The organism is Mesorhizobium sp. M1050, from assembly GCF_040318715.1.
Lineage (GTDB): Bacteria > Pseudomonadota > Alphaproteobacteria > Rhizobiales > Rhizobiaceae > Mesorhizobium.
Genome location: NZ_JAMYMV010000011.1, coordinates 78,126 through 93,868 on the forward strand (window position 1 = coordinate 78,126; position 15,743 = coordinate 93,868).

Consider the following 15,743-nt stretch of genomic DNA (forward strand, 5'->3'; position numbering starts at 1 on the left):
CCCCTCGTGCCCGTCGTGCTCTTCGGTCATCACAGCCCGCTACGCCTTCAGCGGCGGCAGCCAGCGGATTACGGCCGCCGGCAAAGTGGGCTTGACGACAATTCGCCGGATACGTTGCCAGCCCGCCCCGAAAAGGATGATCAACGCGCCGACAACGACCAAGATCAAGGCAAAAGGTGGAATGCCAGTCGAATGGGAGGCGGAGTTGACCAGATAGTAGATGCCCAGCGAGCCGAAATAGGCCAATGTGGGAACCAACAGCGAACGGCGATCTATGGCGAGCGCAACATAAACGAAGCCAAGGATCAGGATCGTCAGCATGATGGTCGCATTGGCGTCGGGCGCGATATGTCCGAATGCGACGTTCTGGCCAGTTGCCATGATAAAGAGCGGATGCACCAGCATGGGCGCCGATACGACATGCAGCCAGAACGCACAATCGGACCAGATCTTGCGTCGATCCCGGTCGTGTATGTCGAAAGCCACGGCCGTCGAGAATACGATCAGGCCGCAGATCAGCGGCATGTAGAGTGCCGCGCGGAGTAATTCGGGAACATCCTCGAGGCTTGGCGGCGCAACCGCGCCTGTCGTCACGCCGTCGTACAGGACTATCGCCGTTTGCAGGAAAGCAAGTAGGGTGAAGGCGATGGCGATGACCCCGGCAAGGACGGGGACGCGAAAGCGCCAGAAATAGATCGCCGCCGCCGCTATTCCCCCGCCGAGAAACAGGTATCCGGCCCGGGAAGCCGTCTGGCGCAACGCCAATAGCTGCCAGATGGTCTCCGGCATGCGGATGTCAAAGCTGGCCTCAACCCGCAGTGCCAGCGCGACCAGGATGGCGACCGTGAAGATCAGGGCAAGCACGGAAGAAGACAATTTCATCCGATGCTGACGCGTGACAATTTCGGCGAGCGCCCAGGCGAAAACCGCAAGAATGCCCGCAATCCAGAACGTCTGACCAGGAAGCATGGTGATGAGGACGAAGAAGATACCGGCGTTGAGCAGAACAGTCCCCACGGTGATGAAGAGATCATTGCCGCCGCCGACCAGTCGCAGGTTTTCCTCGTCACCCTCATCATTGACGTGCTGGGCCTCAGCCGCGACCGAGCGTTCCATGGCCTCAAGTTGATCCCGCAGCGTCTGCGAAATCAGACCCGAGGCGATTGCCTTGTCGAGTGTTTCCGCGCGGATCAATCGGGCTCCTGTGGCGCGTCGCGCGCCATCATCAATGCTGGCCCGTATTCCGATATTCTGGAGTCAAAGGCAACAAAGCCAGCCTTTTCATAAGCGCGGATAGCCCGCCCGTTGGCGGGACCCGGGTCTATGATGACGCGCGGCACGCCTTCCTCGAACAGCTGTTCGACGAACTGGCGCACGATTGCCGAGCCATGGCCGAGCCCGAGCAGCTCCGGCCGGCCGATCGACAGGTCGATGCCGAGCGTTCCGTAAGGCTGGTCGGCATAGGGGTGGTCGTCTTCCAGATGCGGGTCGTAGCTCTGCAGGTAGGCGATCGGCTTGCCGTGGAGTTCGACGATCAGCGGCTCGACGGAGATCGAGTCGATATGATCGCGAATCTCGGCGATTTCCGTTTCGGGATCGTCCCACCACTCTGCCACATGCGGCTCGGCGAGCCAGCCGGCGATCATCGGCAGGTCTTTCTCGGTCACCGGCCGAAAATCATATCTATCTTCTTGTTCAACCATGATCTTTCCCGAAAACCGGTTTCCACTTTTCGGGATCATGGTCGGCGGCCGGGTCAGCCGGCATCGAGCGTTTCGATGACGAAATTGTTGTTGGTGTAGACGCAGATATCGGATGCGATCTGCATCGCCTTGCGGGCGATCTCCTCGGCGTCCTTGTCGCTGTCCATCAGGGCGCGCGCCGCGGCCAGCGCGAAATTGCCGCCCGAACCGATGGCCATGACGCCATGTTCGGGCTCGAGCACGTCGCCGGTGCCGGTCAGCGCCAGCGAGACCGACTTGTCGGCAACCAGCATCATCGCTTCCAGCCGGCGCAGATAGCGGTCGGTGCGCCAGTCCTTGGCGAGTTCGACGCAGGCGCGCGTCAGCTGGTCGGGATATTGTTCGAGCTTGGCTTCGAGCCGCTCCAGAAGGGTGAAGGCGTCCGCCGTGGCGCCGGCGAAACCGGCGATCACATTGCCGCTCTTGCCGATCCGGCGCACCTTTTTGGCGTTGCCCTTCATGATGGTCTGGCCAAGGCTGACCTGGCCGTCGCCGGCGATCACCACCTTGTTGCCTTTGCGCACCGTCACGATGGTCGTGGCGTGCATGGTCAGTTCGTTCGACATTTTCCGGCTCCGAGCAGCGCTATCCCAAAAGGCGATTGGCGCGGTACGAGTAACTTGATCGGCCATATGTATGCATGGGCCCGATGATTGCAAACCGCTCGATACCCACCCGGATGGCAACTGGCAATCGCCGGATCATGCTGCTAGAAGGCTCTCGTTTTCAAGCCGGTGAAGGCTTGGAACGCATGAAAACCCTGGGACAAGGACAAGGTCATGTCGCCCCGCTCCGCCGAAGCCAGCCGCAAGACCAAGGAAACCGACATCGCGGTATCGGTCCATGTCGACGGTTCGGGCAAGTCGGACATTTCGACGGGCGTCGGCTTCTTCGACCATATGCTGGACCAGCTTTCCCGTCACTCGCTGATCGACATGACGGTCAAGGCCAAGGGCGACCTGCACATCGACGACCACCACACGGTCGAGGACACCGGCATCGCACTCGGCCAGGCGCTGGCCAAGGCGCTCGGCGAACGGCGCGGCATCATGCGCTATGCCTCGATCGACCTTGCCATGGACGAGACGCTGACGCGTGCGGCGATCGACGTGTCCGGCCGTCCGTTCCTGGTCTGGAACGTTTCCTTCTCGTCGCCGAAGATCGGCACCTTCGACACCGAACTGGTGCGCGAGTTCTTCCAGGCGCTGGCGCAGAATGCGGGCATCACGCTGCATGTCACCAACCATTATGGCGCCAACAACCACCATATCGCCGAGACTTGCTTCAAGGCGGTGGCGCGTGCGCTGCGCATGGCACTCGAACGCGACCCGCGCCAGCCGGACGCGGTACCCTCCACCAAGGGATCTTTGAAGGGATAGCGTCATGACCGCCTATGTCGTCATGGAACCGCCCGGCCGCAGCGAGAAGGCCGATACAACGGCCTTTGTCCGCGATGGCTTCGCCTGGCTCGGTTTTCTGGTGCCGCCGCTATGGCTCGCCTGGCACCGGCTGTGGATCGAGGCAGCCCTTGCCTTCATCGTCATGGGCCTGCTTTCCATGCTTGGCCAAAAGCTCGGCCTTGGCCCGGCCGCATCGCTGCTGTCGATGCTGGTTTCGCTGTATGTCGGACTGGAAGGGCAGGGGCTGCGCATATCGGCACTTCGCCGGCGCGGCTGGCACGAATGGGGCGTGGTCGAGGCCGGATGGCTCGATGACGCCGATACGCGCTATGCGCTTGAGACGGAAGCGCTTTCCGATCGGCCCGCACCGGCACCGCGCATGGTCCCGGACGCTGCCCTGGCGCGGCCATCGCAGCCGGGCATGGCGCTGGGCCTGACGCACATTCCGGGAAGACGCTGATGCGGGTTGCGATCATCGATTACGGCTCGGGCAATCTGCGCTCTGCCACCAAGGCTTTCGAGCGCGCCGCGCGTGAAGCCGGCATATCCGCGGACATTGACCTGACCGCCGATGCGGAGAGGGTGCGCACGGCCGATCGCATCGTTCTGCCCGGCGTCGGCGCCTATGCCGACTGCGCGGCAGGCTTGCACGCGGTCGAAGGCATGTGGGAGGCGGTCGAGGAGGTCGCGATTGCCAAGGGCCGGCCTTTCCTGGGCATCTGCGTCGGCATGCAGCTGATGTCGCAGCGCGGCCTGGAAAAGATTGTCACCAACGGCTTCGGTTGGATATCAGGCGACGTCAAGGAGATCAGGCCGGCCGATCCGGCACTGAAAATCCCGCAGATCGGCTGGAACACGATCGACCTCAAGCGCCAGCATCCGCTGTTCGCCGGCATTCCGACCGGGCCGGACGGGCTGCATGCCTATTTCGTCCATTCCTACCATCTTGATGCGCGCCAAGCGGACGAGGTCCTGGCGGTCGCCGACTATGGCGGCCCGGTGACGGCGACCGTCGCCCGTGACAATCTCGTCGGTACGCAGTTCCATCCTGAAAAGAGCCAGGCGCTGGGCCTGGCGCTGATCACCAATTTCCTGCGCTGGAGGCCCTGAAACACCATGAGTAAAAAGGGCTACTGGATCGCGATGATCGATGTCCGCGATCCCGATGTGTACAAGCAGTACATCGAGGCGAATGCCGTCGCCTTCGCGAAATACGGCGCGAAACTCCCGGTGCGGGCCGGTCGTTACGAGAGCCCCGAAGGACCGACCGGCAACCGTCACGTGCTGGTCGAGTTCGAGTCCTACGACAAGGCGGTCGAATGCTATCATTCGCCTGAGTATCAGCACGCCTCGACGTTTCGGCTTGCCGCCTCATCAGGCCATTTCGTCATCGTTGAAGGCGCCTGAACGGATGATCCTTTTCCCAGCCATCGACCTCAAGGACGGCCAATGCGTGCGCCTCAAGCACGGCGACATGGCCACCGCGACCATCTACAATGACGATCCGGCGGCCCAGGCCAAGGCCTTCGAGCAACAGGGCTTCGAATGGCTGCACGTCGTCGACCTTAATGGCGCCTTCCAGGGCCAGAGCGTCAACAGCGCGGCGGTCGGCGCCATCCTCAAGGCGACGAAAAACCCGGTGCAGCTCGGCGGCGGCATCCGCACGCTGGCGCAGATCGAGGACTGGCTCGATCGTGGGCTGGCCCGCGTCATCCTCGGCACGGTGGCGGTGCGTGACCCCGGCCTGGTCAAGCAGGCCTGCATGGCTTTCCCCGGCAAGGTGGCCGTCGGCATCGATGCCAAGGGCGGCAAGGTTGCCGTCGAAGGCTGGGCCGAGGCGTCGAGCCTCGGCGTCATCGAACTGGCGAAGAAGTTCGAGGGCGCCGGCGTCGCCGCCATCATCTACACCGACATCGACCGCGACGGCGTTCTGACCGGCATCAACTGGGATGCCACCATCGACCTTGCCGACGCCGTGTCGATCCCGGTCATTGCTTCCGGCGGCCTCGCCTCGATCGCGGACATCGTGCGCATGACCATGCCCGACGCGGGAAAGCTCGAGGGCGCGATCTCCGGCCGCGCGCTCTATGATGGCCGCATCGATCCGACCGAGGCGCTGGCGATCCTGAAAGGCCGGCCTGCGGCGGAGACGCGGTCGTGAAAATCTCCATCATTCTGGCCTCTTATGACAGCGGCCACTACCATGGCGGCATGGGCCAAGGTCCAGATTCGCTGATATCGGGCGGTCTCGTGGACGCGCTGACCATAGCTGGCCACGACGTTGCTGTGGAAGACATCGGCAAGGTCGGAGACATTCAGGAGCGCGAGATCGCCACCGGCTTTGCCGTCTGCAACGCGGTTGCCGCCGAGGTTCGCCTTGCCCGTGACGCCGGTCGGTTTCCCATCGTTCTTGCCGGAAACTGCCTGACCAGCGCTGGCGCGGTCGCCGGCGAGGACGCCGATGCGATCATCTGGGCCGACCAGCATGGTGACCTCAACACGCCCGAGACATCCATATATGGCTTTCTCGACGGCATGGCGCTGGCCACTGTTCTGGGCCTGTGCTGGCGCCCGATGGCGGCGGCCATTCCCGGCTTCAAGCCGATCGATCCGTCACGCTGCGTGCTCATCAACGCACGCGATCTCGATGTCGCGGAAAAGCAGCTCCTCGAGACGTTGCCGATCATCCGGACGGAATGTCCGGGAGTGGCCCAGGCGACCGAAAGACTGAAGGTCGCCGGCGCCAGACGCGTGCACATGCATCTCGACCTCGACGTGCATGACCCCCAGCAGCTGCAGGCCAACCGCTACGTCAGTTCCGGCGGGCCGAGCCCGGAACAGTTGCGCGACGCGGCTTGTGCCGTGGCGCTTGCGGTGCCGGTCGTCGGCATCACTGTTTCCGCCTACGATCCGGCCTTCGACGCGCAGGGCGATGTCCCGCCGCTGGTCGGTCAGTTGCTCAACGATCTCATCGCCACGATAGAGGGCCGCTGATGCTGAAAGCCCGTGTCATCCCCTGCCTCGACGTCAAGAACGGTCGCGTCGTCAAGGGCGTCAACTTCGTCGATCTGATCGACGCCGGCGATCCGGTCGAGGCGGCCACGGCCTATGACGCCGCCGGCGCCGACGAGCTCTGCTTTCTCGACATCACCGCTTCGTCGGACAATCGCGAGACCATCTTCGACGTCATCGCCCGCACCGCCGAACAATGCTTCATGCCGCTGACCGTCGGCGGCGGCGTGCGCCAGGTCGCCGATATCAGGAAGCTGCTGCTGGCCGGAGCCGACAAGGTGTCGATCAACACGGCGGCGGTGAAGAACCCGGATTTCGTCGCCGAAGCCGCCGACAAGTTCGGCAACCAGTGCATCGTCGTCGCCATCGATGCCAAGAAAGTGTCCGGCGCCGGCGAGGCCGACCGCTGGGAGATCTTCACCCATGGCGGGCGAGAAAAGACCGGCATCGATGCGGTCGAGTTCGCGCGAAAAATGGTCGATCGCGGCGCCGGCGAGATCCTGCTGACATCGATGGATCGTGACGGCACCAAGGCCGGCTACGACATCGCGCTGACCCGCGCGATTGCCGACGCGGTGCGGGCGCCGGTCATCGCTTCCGGCGGTGTCGGCACGCTCGATCACATGGTCGAAGGCATTCGCGACGGCCATGCCGGCGCGGTGCTGGCGGCCTCCATCTTCCATTTCGGCACCTATACGATAGCGCAGGCCAAGGCGCATATGGCCGCCGCGGGGCTGCCGATGCGGCTGGACTCGCTTGGCAATCGGTCCTAAAGCATGATCCCGAAAAGTGGGAACCGGTTTTCGGCAAAAAGATCATGCTGAAACAAGCAGATAGATGACGGTCATGACCGAGTTTTCGCTATCCGATCTGGAAAAAATCGTTGGGGAACGCGCCCATTCCGGTGATCCGGACTCCTGGACTGCAAACCTGTTTGCGCGCGGCATCGACAAGGCGGTGCAGAAGCTTGGTGAAGAAGCGGTCGAGACCGTCATTGCCGCCGTCAAGGGCGATAAACAGGCCCTCGTTTCGGAAAGCGCCGATCTTGTATATCATTGGCTCGTCGTTCTCGGCCTCTCCGGGGTTCCGCTGAGCGACGTGCTTAGGGAACTCGAACGCCGCACCGGGCATTCGGGCATCGCCGAGAAGGCGTCACGGCCCAAGGGCTGACCGCGAGGAGGGCAGGTATCTCGATGGATCAGCTCGCGCCAACCGAGAAATATTCCCCCTTTCGTTTCTTCTCCGCCGAGCAATGGTCGCAATTCCGCGCCGACACGCCATTGACGCTGAGCGCGGACGAATTCCGCCGCCTGCGTTCGCTCAACGACCCGATCGACCTCGAAGAGGTCAAGCGCATCTATCTGTCGCTGTCGCGGCTTTTGTCCGCGCATGTCGAGGCGAGCCAGCTGCTGTTCAGGCAACGCCAGGCCTTTTTCAACGCGGTGGACATCGTCAAGACGCCTTTTATCATCGGCATTGCCGGTTCCGTCGCGGTCGGCAAATCGACCACGGCGCGCGTGTTGAAGGAGCTGTTGGCGCGTTGGCCGTCGAGCCCCAAGGTCGACCTTATCACCACCGACGGCTTCCTGCTTCCCAACGAGGTCCTGCGCCGCGAGAACCTTATGGAACGTAAGGGATTTCCAGACAGCTACGATGTCGGCGCGCTGCTGCGCTTCCTCTCGGGCATCAAGTCGGCGCTGCCCGATGTCCGCGCGCCGGTCTATTCGCATCTGACCTATGATGTCATTCCCGGCGAGTTCGTCACCATCGATCGGCCCGACATCCTGATCTTCGAAGGCATCAATGTCCTGCAGCCCGGCAAGCTGCCGCAGGACGGCAAGATCGTGCCCTTCCTGTCGGATTTCTTCGACTTCGCCATCTATATCGATGCCGACGAGAAGCTGATCCACAATTGGTACATCTCCCGCTTCATGCGGCTGCGTGAGACCGCTTTCCGCAACCCGGAGTCCTTCTTCCACCGCTATTCGCAGCTCTCGGAGGGTTCGGCGCGCGCCATCGCCGAAGGTCTGTGGACCAACATCAACCTGAAGAACCTGCGCGAGAACATCCTGCCGACGCGGGCCCGCGCCGACTTGATCCTGCGCAAGGGCGCCGACCACCGGGTCGAGGAAGTGGCGCTCAGGAAGCTGTGACGGCCGGCTTCGTCACCCGCCGCAGCGTCAGATTGATGCGGCCGCCATTTTTCAGCAGCGCCGAAGTCGAAGGATAGATCCGGTCGACGCCGTGGAAGCACAGGCGGCCTTCGCCGCCGAGCACCACGACATCGCCGCTTTTCAGTCGAAACGACTTTGTGCCGCCCTCGCGGGTCACTTGGCCAACCCTGAACAGGCAATCGTCGCCGAGCGAGACGGAAACCACCGGCGCCGAAAAATCGCCCTCGTCGCGGTCCTGGTGCAGGCCCATCTTTGCCTCTGGCGTGTAGAAATTGACCAGGCACGCCTCAAGCGGATGCGGATAGCCCGAGACCTGCCGCCACAGCTCGAGCAGGCTGTTCGGGATTGGCGGCCATGGCGCTCCGGTCATCGGATGTGTCGGCTGGTAGCGGTAGCCTTGCTCCTTGTCGGTAACCCAGCCGAGCGGGCCGCAATTGGTCATGCGCACGCTCATCTCCTTGCCGGTGCGCGGCATCGCCGGCACGAACAGCGGCGCCTGCTGCACGATGCTTCTCACCTCATCGACCAGCACTTCCTGCACGCTGCGTGACAGGTAAGCCGGCATGTGGCGGACGCCTTTGGGCAGGACGAGCATAGGCTTGGTCGCTAGATCCGTTCGTCAAAAGTCAAGCATGCCATCGCCAAATGAAAACGGCGACCCGAAAGTCGCCGCTCATGTCATTTGCGGTTCGAAATTGGAAGTTGTTTTGTGTGCTCGCCATTGGGTGTGTAGTGCTTAATCGTTCTCCACCCGGCCGCGCAGTTTCTTGATCGTGCCGCGTCCGGCCTTGCTCTTCAGCCGCCGCTCCACCGCACCCTTCGACGGCCGCGTCTTCTTGCGCGGCGGCGGCGGCGGTTCGGCGGCCTTGGCGACCAGCGCCGCGAGCCGTGCCCGTGCGTCCGCCCGGTTCTGTTCTTGGGTGCGGAAGCGGCCTGCCTCGATGACGATGACACCGTCCTTGGTGGCACGCTGGCCGGCAAGCTTGATCGTGCGCTCGCGCACGCGCTCCGACAGGCCCGTTGCGTTGGCCGCGTCGAAGCGCAGCTGCACCGCCGTCGCCACCTTGTTGACGTTCTGGCCGCCCGGACCGGACGAACGGATGAAGTCCTCGTGCAGGTCGCCCGGGTAGATCACCGCATCGTCGGCAATGATGATGTTGTCGTCGCTCGCCATGCCGCAGTCATGGCGCGGCGGATCAAAAAAGAAAAGGCCCGATCGAGACCGGGCCTTTCAACGACGGCTTAGCCCGATGGCGTGATTACTCCGCCGCTTCCTGCATGCGTGGCGCGGCGCCCAGCACCACGGCGTCGACATGGCGTTCGAATTTCTCGAAGTTGACGGCGAACATGCCGACCAGTCTTGCCGCCTGCAGGTCATAGCCGGCCTTGTCAGCCCAGGTCGAGCGGGGGTCGAGAATGGCGCTGTCGACGCCGCGAACCGCCACCGGCACCTCGAAACCGAAATGAGGATCCGTGCGGAACTCGGCCGCCTTCAGCGAGCCGTCGAGTGCGGCGGCAAGCAAGGCCCGCGTCGCCTTGATCGGCATGCGCTTGCCGGTACCGTAGGCGCCGCCGGTCCAGCCGGTGTTGACCAGCCAGCAATCGGCGCCATGGCGGGCGATCAGCTCGCGCAGCAGGTTGCCGTATTCCGATGGATGGCGCGGCATGAACGGCGCGCCGAAACAGGTGGAAAAGGTCGCCTCGGGCTCAGTCACGCCCTTTTCGGTTCCGGCCACCTTGGCGGTGTAACCGGAGAGGAAATGATACATCGCCTGCGCCGGGCTCAGCCGCGCGATCGGCGGCATCACGCCGAAGGCGTCGGCGGTCAGCATGATGATGTTGTTGGGATGGTTGGCGCGTCCCGTCTTGCTGGCATTGGGGATGAAGTCCAGCGGATAGGCGCAGCGCGTGTTTTCGGTGAGCCTCCCATCGTTGAAATCCGGCACGCCATCGACATCGAGCACGACATTTTCCAGTACGGTGCCGAAGCGCTGCGTGGTGGCAAATATTTCCGGCTCGGCTTCCGACGACAGCTTGATCGTCTTGGCGTAGCAGCCGCCTTCGAAATTGAAGATGCCATGCGGCCCCCAGCCATGCTCGTCGTCGCCGATCAGCGTGCGCGAGGGATCGGCCGAGAGCGTCGTCTTGCCGGTGCCCGACAGGCCGAAGAAGATGGCTGCATCGCCGGCCGCGCCCTCATTGGCAGAGCAATGCATCGGCATCACGCCTTTCGCCGGTAGCAGATAGTTGAGCATGGTGAACACCGACTTCTTCATCTCGCCGGCATAGGAGGTGCCGCCGATCAGCACGATCTTGCGCGTGAGGTCGACGGCGATCACCGTTTCGGTACGGCTGCCGTGGCGGGCTGGATCGGCACGGAAGGACGGCAGGTCGATGATGGTCATGTCCGGTACGAAATGCTCGAGCTCGGCGGCATTCGGCCGGATGAGCAGATTGCGGATGAACAGCGAGTGCCAGGCAAACTCGGTGATGACCCTGGTGGGCAGCTTCAGCTCCTCATCGGCGCCGCCAACCAGATCCTGGACGTAAATATCCTTGTCGCCGGCGTGCGCCTGGAAATCGGCAAGCAACGCGTCGAACTGGGCCGGCGAGATCGCCTTGTTGTTGTCCCACCAGATATGCGGCTCGGTGGCGCCGTCGCGGACGACGAATTTGTCCTTGGGCGAGCGGCCGGTGTGCTGGCCGGTCTCGGCGAGCAGCGCGCCGTGCGCGGTCAGCCTGGCTTCGCCGAGTCGGATCGATTCCTCATAAAGGGCTGCCGCACCGAAATTATAGCGCACCACGCCGGTGGTTTTCAGGCCGATATGATCGATCGCGCAGGCAGGATTGCGTTTGCCGACTTCCGACATGGGTGTCCCTTCTTGGATTTGCCGCATCTTTGCCGGCGTGTTTCCGACAAGCCCGCACCGCGGACTGAAATGCTCAGAAACAGAAAAGGCGAATGATATCAAATCATTAATCGATTTAAATATTTTGAAAGTTGTTTAAATCGTTTATATGTGCAAAAAGTTCGGCGGTTGCCCAAAGGATTGGCGATGTACGTTCGTCCAATCCATATCGAGGTAGGATTGTGGCCGCCGGCATGCCGCGCGTGACAGCGGGCAAGGCCTATGCCACATTTTGTACCTAATTTGTCCTGCAAAAGCCCCTTCTCTACGAAAGAAGGGACAGCTCATGAGGGAGCCGCTTGAAATGGCAACAATCGCGCTTGTCGATGACGACCGCAACATTCTGACATCGGTGTCGATCGCCCTCGAATCCGAGGGGTATCGCGTTGAGACCTACACGGATGGTGCGTCAGCGCTGGAGGGATTGGCGGCACGCCCGCCTAACCTTGCCATCCTCGACATCAAGATGCCGCGCATGGACGGCATGGAACTGCTGCGCCGGATGCGCCAGAAGTCCGACCTCCCGGTGATCTTCCTGACCTCAAAGGACGACGAAATCGATGAATTGTTCGGCCTCAAGATGGGCGCCGACGATTTCATCCGCAAACCGTTCTCGCAGCGTCTGCTGGTCGAGCGGGTGCGCGCCGTGCTGCGCCGTGCCAGTGCCCGCGAGGCCGCCGCCAAGACACCCAGCCAGCAGGCCCGCTCGCTCGAACGCGGTCAGCTCGTCATGGACCAGGAGCGCCACACCTGCACCTGGAAGGGCGAGCCGGTGACGCTCACCGTCACCGAGTTCCTGATCCTGCATTCGCTGGCGCAGCGTCCCGGCGTCGTAAAAAGCCGTGATGCGCTGATGGATTCGGCCTATGATGAACAGGTCTATGTCGACGACCGCACCATCGACAGCCACATCAAGCGGCTGCGCAAGAAGTTCAAGGCCGTCGACGACGACTTCGAGATGATCGAAACCCTTTACGGAGTCGGATACCGGTTCCGCGAGGCGTAAGGTGCATGTCGCCCAAAAGTGGTCCCGGTTTTTGGGGTGACGACATGCACCAGAGCAAGGTATTTCATGTCGCCCAAAAGTGGTCCCGGTTTGGGATGACGACATGCGTCTAACTAGAGACTAGGCGGGAGCTGCTATTCGATGGCAGTCGAGGCACAGCGAAGCAGACCGGCGGGCGCCTCGAGGCGGCCGTCGCGGATCATGCCGTCCTTCGTGTCGAAGATCACGGTCCCGATGCGCCGCTTCCTCGGCCATCATATCTTTTCCAGCCTGACGCGGCGTATCCTCTTCCTCAACCTTGCCGGCCTTGCCGTCCTGGTGACCGGCATTCTCTATCTCAACACCTTCCGCGACGGGCTGATCGACGCCCGCGTCGAAAGCCTGATGACGCAGGGCGAGATCATCGCCGGCGCGATCGCGGCGTCGGCGACGGTCGAGACGGATTCGATCAGCATCGACCCGGAAAAGCTGCTTGAGCTGCAGGCCGGCGAAAGCCTTGGACCGGGCTCCGACCAACTCGACAATCTCGACTTCCCGATCAACCCGGAACGTGTCGCGCCGGTGCTGAGAAGGCTGATCTCGCCGACCCGGACCCGCGCCCGCATCTATGACCGCGACGCCAATCTGCTGCTCGATTCACGCCATCTCTATTCGCGCGGCCAAATCCTGCGCTACGACCTGCCGCCGGTGGAAGAGGAACAGCCCGATCTGCTCGAGCGCATCCAGAAATTCGTCTTCGACTTCTTCCGCAACACCGAGCTGCCGGTCTATCACGAGCAGCCGGGCGGCAATGGCGCCGCCTTCCCGGAAGTGGTCAAGGCGCTCACCGGCAGCCCGTCGACCATCGTTCGCATATCGGAACAGGGTGAGCAGATCGTTTCCGTGGCGGTGCCAATCCAACGCTTCCGCGCCGTTCTCGGTGTTCTGATGCTGTCGACCGAAGGCGGCGATATCGACAAGATCGTCGCCGCAGAGCGCAAGGCGATCCTGCGCGTCTTCGGCATCGCGGCCTTGGTCACCGCCATCCTGTCGATGCTGCTCGCCTCCACCATAGCCAATCCGCTGCGCCGGCTGTCGGCGGCTGCGGTGCGGGTGCGGCGCGGCGTCAAGAGCCGCGAGGAAATCCCCGACTTTTCCGACCGCCAGGACGAGATCGGCAATCTCTCGATCGCGATACGCGACATGACCAACGCTCTCTACGCCCGCATCGAGGCGATCGAAAGCTTTGCGGCCGACGTGTCGCATGAATTGAAGAACCCGCTGACGTCGCTGCGCAGCGCGGTGGAAACCTTGCCGCTGGCCAAGAACGACGATTCGCGCGGCCGGCTGATGGACGTCATCCAGCACGATGTCAGGCGGCTGGACCGGCTCATCACCGATATTTCCGATGCCTCCCGTCTTGACGCGGAGCTCGCACGCGAAGATGCCGGGACCGTCGACTTGAAGAAATTCATCACCGATCTCGTCGTCGTTTCGCGTGAAGCCACGCGCAACAAGAAGGCGGTCGAGATTGAGTTCAAGGTCGCCAAACTGCCGCAGGGCGTCAAAGGCTATTTCGTCGTCGGCCATGATCTGCGCATCGGCCAGGTCATCACCAACCTGATCGAGAACGCCCGCTCCTTCGTTCCCGAGGACCATGGCCACATCGGCCTGTCGCTGGCGCGCGCCGGCAAGTTCAACATCATCACCGTCGACGACAATGGTCCCGGCATCCGCGCCGACAACATCGACCGCATCTTCGAACGGTTCTACACCGACCGGCCGGCCGGCGAGGCGTTCGGCCAGAATTCAGGCCTTGGCCTGTCGATATCCAGGCAGATCGTCGAGGCCCATGGCGGCACCTTGACCGCCGAGAACATCCCCGGCACCAAACCCGGCGAGATCAAGGGCGCGCGCTTTGTCGTGACGCTGCCGGCCGAAGCATGATCCCGAAAAGTGGAAACCGGTTTTCGGACAAGATCATCATGCTTCATCCAAAAACATGATCGTGCAAGATCGTGCCTGATCCAGTTGCGCAGCCAGAAAACATTCACGGAACCGCGATCCTGATCGGCGAGCGCGGCGTCCTTATCACCGGGCCGTCCGGCGCCGGTAAGACGACGTTGGCGCTGACACTCCTGGACCATTGCCGCGCGCGCGGACTGTTCTCGCGGCTGATCGGCGACGACAGGCTGCTTGCCGCCGCCCGCGCCGGGCGGCTGGTCTGTCGCGTGCCGGCGACCATCGCCGGTCTCGCCGAAGTGCCTGGGTTCTTGCCGCGACCGCTGCCGTTCGAGCCGGGCGGAGTGATCGACCTGCATGTGAGGCTGGTGCCAAAGGCAGAGATGGCCCGTTTCCAGGAGGAGGAAATCAGCGAGCCTGTCGCAGGCTGCCCGGTGCCGCGTATCGACCTTGCCGAGCGTAACGCCGCCACGGCACTGCCCGCCGTGATGGCGCGGCTGTCGATCGCGCCTTTTCTATGATCCGCCCCGGCTTTTTTGCTGCAATGCGTCAAAATGGCATGGACCTGCGCAATTTTGGGCTTGTCAACGGGCCGTGCGTCGACAAGATAGCGCTCCCGCCGCCTGGAATGGCTGGCGAGCATAAAATGCGCCTGTGAAGCGGCGATGACGGGAGCCACCAAAGAATGATCGGACTCGTGCTTGTAACGCACGGTCAACTGGCCGCCGAGTTTCGACATGCCGTGGAACATGTCGTCGGGCCACAAGACAATTTCGAAACCGTGGCGATCGGCGCCGATGACGATATGGAGCAGCGTCGCCGCGATATCGTCGACGCTGTTGCCCGTGTCGACACCGGGGCGGGGGTCATCGTGCTGACCGACATGTTCGGCGGCACGCCCTCCAACCTTGCCATCTCGGTGATGGAGTCCGGCCGCACCGAAGTGATCGCCGGCATGAACCTGCCGATGCTGATCAAGCTCTCCTCGATCCGCAAGGGCGACAATATGGCCGCCGCGCTCGACGAGGCTCAGGCGGCCGGCCGCAAATACATCAATGTCGCCAGTCAGCTTCTGAGCAGCAAATGAACGCGCTGTCCCCGGAAAAAGATCAGATCGCCAAAGATACCATCACGAGGGACTTCCCCATCATCAACCAGCGCGGCCTGCACGCCCGCGCCTCGGCGAAATTCGTCCAGCTGGCCAGCGGTTTCGACGCCTCGGTGCATGTCGAGAAGGACGGCGTCCAGGTCGGCGGCACCTCGATCATGGGCCTGATGATGCTGGCGGCAAGCCCCGGCTACTCGATCCGCGTCACCGCCAGCGGGCCGCAGGCGCGGCAGGTCATCGACGCTCTGGAGCAGTTGGTGGCGTCCCGCTTCGGCGAGGAAAGCTGATCCGCCACACCGCGAACGCATGTCCGAGAGACATGCAGGGATAAAGATTTCTTTATATCCCATTGTCGTCCCGGTGCCGATCTGCTAGTCAATCCGGCAATTCGCGCCCTTCGACGCGCCGGCCGGCGTGGGCGCATCCGCAACCAATTCGCAGCACAAAACTT

20 protein-coding genes are annotated in these 15,743 nt (G+C 62.8%); 14 read left to right on the forward strand and 6 right to left on the reverse strand.

The features are described 5' to 3' along the window. Nucleotides 1-39: 39 nt before the first annotated feature. The 3 genes from NKH57_RS09470 to hslV are packed head-to-tail and all read right to left on the reverse strand — an operon-like array spanning nucleotide 40 to nucleotide 2,308. A complete protein-coding gene (locus NKH57_RS09470; RefSeq protein ID WP_352943721.1) occupies nucleotides 40-1,194 on the reverse strand; it encodes a hypothetical protein in 1,155 nt (384 codons plus the stop codon). Next, nucleotides 1,191-1,703, reverse strand: a complete 513-nt coding sequence (locus tag NKH57_RS09475) for a GNAT family N-acetyltransferase (protein WP_352943723.1) — start codon at nucleotides 1,701-1,703, stop codon at nucleotides 1,191-1,193. Before NKH57_RS09475 ends, NKH57_RS09470 begins: the two co-directional genes overlap by 4 nt. A gap of 53 nt (nucleotides 1,704-1,756) precedes the next feature. Next, nucleotides 1,757-2,308: an ATP-dependent protease subunit HslV gene (gene hslV, locus NKH57_RS09480; protein WP_023761119.1), complete on the reverse strand. Its 552-nt coding sequence runs from the start codon at nucleotides 2,306-2,308 to the stop codon at nucleotides 1,757-1,759. 213 nt (nucleotides 2,309-2,521) lie between these two features. On the opposite strand from hslV, the gene hisB reads away from it, so the two are divergent. The 9 genes from hisB (at nucleotide 2,522) to coaA (ending at nucleotide 8,307) form a co-directional block, all read left to right on the forward strand. Continuing rightward, on the forward strand, nucleotides 2,522-3,121 hold the full coding sequence (hisB, locus tag NKH57_RS09485) for an imidazoleglycerol-phosphate dehydratase HisB (RefSeq protein ID WP_352603109.1): 600 nt from the start codon (nucleotides 2,522-2,524) through the stop codon (nucleotides 3,119-3,121). Nucleotides 3,122-3,125: 4 nt separating this feature from the next. After that, nucleotides 3,126-3,602 (forward strand): DUF2628 domain-containing protein, encoded by a 477-nt coding sequence (locus tag NKH57_RS09490; protein WP_352943725.1) that lies wholly within the window; start codon nucleotides 3,126-3,128, stop codon nucleotides 3,600-3,602. Continuing rightward, nucleotides 3,602-4,252, forward strand: coding sequence for an imidazole glycerol phosphate synthase subunit HisH (gene hisH / locus NKH57_RS09495; RefSeq protein WP_352943727.1), 651 nt, complete (start codon nucleotides 3,602-3,604; stop codon nucleotides 4,250-4,252). Before NKH57_RS09490 ends, hisH begins: the two co-directional genes overlap by 1 nt. Before the next feature lie 6 nt (nucleotides 4,253-4,258). Next, nucleotides 4,259-4,549 (forward strand): DUF1330 domain-containing protein, encoded by a 291-nt coding sequence (locus NKH57_RS09500; RefSeq protein ID WP_352943729.1) that lies wholly within the window; start codon nucleotides 4,259-4,261, stop codon nucleotides 4,547-4,549. 4 nt (nucleotides 4,550-4,553) lie between these two features. Next, nucleotides 4,554-5,303, forward strand: a complete 750-nt coding sequence (gene hisA / locus NKH57_RS09505) for a 1-(5-phosphoribosyl)-5-[(5-phosphoribosylamino)methylideneamino]imidazole-4-carboxamide isomerase (RefSeq protein WP_352943731.1) — start codon at nucleotides 4,554-4,556, stop codon at nucleotides 5,301-5,303. Then, nucleotides 5,300-6,136, forward strand: a complete 837-nt coding sequence (locus NKH57_RS09510; protein WP_352943733.1) for an arginase family protein — start codon at nucleotides 5,300-5,302, stop codon at nucleotides 6,134-6,136. The genes hisA and NKH57_RS09510 overlap by 4 nt, the downstream gene beginning before the upstream one ends. Continuing rightward, on the forward strand, nucleotides 6,133-6,927 hold the full coding sequence (gene hisF / locus NKH57_RS09515; protein WP_352943783.1) for an imidazole glycerol phosphate synthase subunit HisF: 795 nt from the start codon (nucleotides 6,133-6,135) through the stop codon (nucleotides 6,925-6,927). The genes NKH57_RS09510 and hisF overlap by 4 nt, the downstream gene beginning before the upstream one ends. A gap of 73 nt (nucleotides 6,928-7,000) precedes the next feature. Further along, entirely contained in the window at nucleotides 7,001-7,324 is a 324-nt protein-coding gene (locus tag NKH57_RS09520) for a phosphoribosyl-ATP diphosphatase (RefSeq protein ID WP_352943735.1), read from the forward strand. A 23-nt stretch (nucleotides 7,325-7,347) separates the two neighbouring features. Next, nucleotides 7,348-8,307, forward strand: coding sequence for a type I pantothenate kinase (gene coaA, locus NKH57_RS09525; RefSeq protein ID WP_023761128.1), 960 nt, complete (start codon nucleotides 7,348-7,350; stop codon nucleotides 8,305-8,307). Here coaA and NKH57_RS09530 read toward each other — a convergent pair. The 3 genes from NKH57_RS09530 to NKH57_RS09540 all read right to left on the reverse strand — a co-directional run bounded on the left by NKH57_RS09530 (nucleotide 8,294) and on the right by NKH57_RS09540 (nucleotide 11,198). Further along, on the reverse strand, nucleotides 8,294-8,923 hold the full coding sequence (locus NKH57_RS09530; RefSeq protein ID WP_352943737.1) for an alpha-ketoglutarate-dependent dioxygenase AlkB family protein: 630 nt from the start codon (nucleotides 8,921-8,923) through the stop codon (nucleotides 8,294-8,296). The genes coaA and NKH57_RS09530 overlap by 14 nt on opposite strands. A gap of 141 nt (nucleotides 8,924-9,064) precedes the next feature. Then, the gene (gene arfB / locus NKH57_RS09535; protein ID WP_352943739.1) at nucleotides 9,065-9,502 is read right to left on the reverse strand and encodes an alternative ribosome rescue aminoacyl-tRNA hydrolase ArfB; all 438 of its coding nucleotides are present in this window, start codon (nucleotides 9,500-9,502) and stop codon (nucleotides 9,065-9,067) included. A gap of 85 nt (nucleotides 9,503-9,587) precedes the next feature. Next, complete coding sequence (locus NKH57_RS09540) at nucleotides 9,588-11,198, reverse strand: phosphoenolpyruvate carboxykinase (protein WP_352943741.1); 1,611 nt, start codon at nucleotides 11,196-11,198, stop codon at nucleotides 9,588-9,590. A 343-nt stretch (nucleotides 11,199-11,541) separates the two neighbouring features. On the opposite strand from NKH57_RS09540, the gene NKH57_RS09545 reads away from it, so the two are divergent. From NKH57_RS09545 to NKH57_RS09565, 5 genes are all read left to right on the forward strand, one after another. Then, nucleotides 11,542-12,243, forward strand: coding sequence for a response regulator transcription factor (locus tag NKH57_RS09545; RefSeq protein WP_013528337.1), 702 nt, complete (start codon nucleotides 11,542-11,544; stop codon nucleotides 12,241-12,243). A 141-nt stretch (nucleotides 12,244-12,384) separates the two neighbouring features. Then, nucleotides 12,385-14,169: a sensor histidine kinase gene (locus NKH57_RS09550; RefSeq protein WP_352603129.1), complete on the forward strand. Its 1,785-nt coding sequence runs from the start codon at nucleotides 12,385-12,387 to the stop codon at nucleotides 14,167-14,169. Between the two features lie 71 nt (nucleotides 14,170-14,240). Next, a complete protein-coding gene (locus tag NKH57_RS09555) occupies nucleotides 14,241-14,705 on the forward strand; it encodes an HPr kinase/phosphorylase (protein ID WP_023761133.1) in 465 nt (154 codons plus the stop codon). Between the two features lie 164 nt (nucleotides 14,706-14,869). Next, nucleotides 14,870-15,271, forward strand: a complete 402-nt coding sequence (locus tag NKH57_RS09560; protein WP_023761135.1) for a PTS sugar transporter subunit IIA — start codon at nucleotides 14,870-14,872, stop codon at nucleotides 15,269-15,271. Beyond that, nucleotides 15,268-15,579, forward strand: a complete 312-nt coding sequence (locus NKH57_RS09565; protein ID WP_352729305.1) for an HPr family phosphocarrier protein — start codon at nucleotides 15,268-15,270, stop codon at nucleotides 15,577-15,579. The genes NKH57_RS09560 and NKH57_RS09565 overlap by 4 nt, the downstream gene beginning before the upstream one ends. Nucleotides 15,580-15,743 lie beyond the last annotated feature (164 nt).

Bases quoted from the DNA above. Each gene is read 5' to 3' on its own strand.
- NKH57_RS09475 (WP_352943723.1), bottom strand. From the start codon at position 1,703: ATGGTTGAACAAGAAGATAGATATGATTTTCGGCCGGTGACCGAGAAA.
- hslV (WP_023761119.1), bottom strand. From the start codon at position 2,308: ATGTCGAACGAACTGACCATGCACGCCACGACCATCGTGACGGTGCGC.
- hisB (WP_352603109.1), top strand. From the start codon at position 2,522: ATGTCGCCCCGCTCCGCCGAAGCCAGCCGCAAGACCAAGGAAACCGAC.
- NKH57_RS09490 (WP_352943725.1), top strand. From the start codon at position 3,126: ATGACCGCCTATGTCGTCATGGAACCGCCCGGCCGCAGCGAGAAGGCC.
- hisH (WP_352943727.1), top strand. From the start codon at position 3,602: ATGCGGGTTGCGATCATCGATTACGGCTCGGGCAATCTGCGCTCTGCC.
- NKH57_RS09500 (WP_352943729.1), top strand. From the start codon at position 4,259: ATGAGTAAAAAGGGCTACTGGATCGCGATGATCGATGTCCGCGATCCC.
- hisA (WP_352943731.1), top strand. From the start codon at position 4,554: ATGATCCTTTTCCCAGCCATCGACCTCAAGGACGGCCAATGCGTGCGC.
- NKH57_RS09520 (WP_352943735.1), top strand. From the start codon at position 7,001: ATGACCGAGTTTTCGCTATCCGATCTGGAAAAAATCGTTGGGGAACGC.
- coaA (WP_023761128.1), top strand. From the start codon at position 7,348: ATGGATCAGCTCGCGCCAACCGAGAAATATTCCCCCTTTCGTTTCTTC.
- NKH57_RS09530 (WP_352943737.1), bottom strand. From the start codon at position 8,923: ATGCTCGTCCTGCCCAAAGGCGTCCGCCACATGCCGGCTTACCTGTCA.
- arfB (WP_352943739.1), bottom strand. From the start codon at position 9,502: ATGGCGAGCGACGACAACATCATCATTGCCGACGATGCGGTGATCTAC.
- NKH57_RS09540 (WP_352943741.1), bottom strand. From the start codon at position 11,198: ATGTCGGAAGTCGGCAAACGCAATCCTGCCTGCGCGATCGATCATATC.
- NKH57_RS09545 (WP_013528337.1), top strand. From the start codon at position 11,542: ATGGCAACAATCGCGCTTGTCGATGACGACCGCAACATTCTGACATCG.
- NKH57_RS09550 (WP_352603129.1), top strand. From the start codon at position 12,385: ATGGCAGTCGAGGCACAGCGAAGCAGACCGGCGGGCGCCTCGAGGCGG.
- NKH57_RS09560 (WP_023761135.1), top strand. From the start codon at position 14,870: ATGATCGGACTCGTGCTTGTAACGCACGGTCAACTGGCCGCCGAGTTT.
- NKH57_RS09565 (WP_352729305.1), top strand. From the start codon at position 15,268: ATGAACGCGCTGTCCCCGGAAAAAGATCAGATCGCCAAAGATACCATC.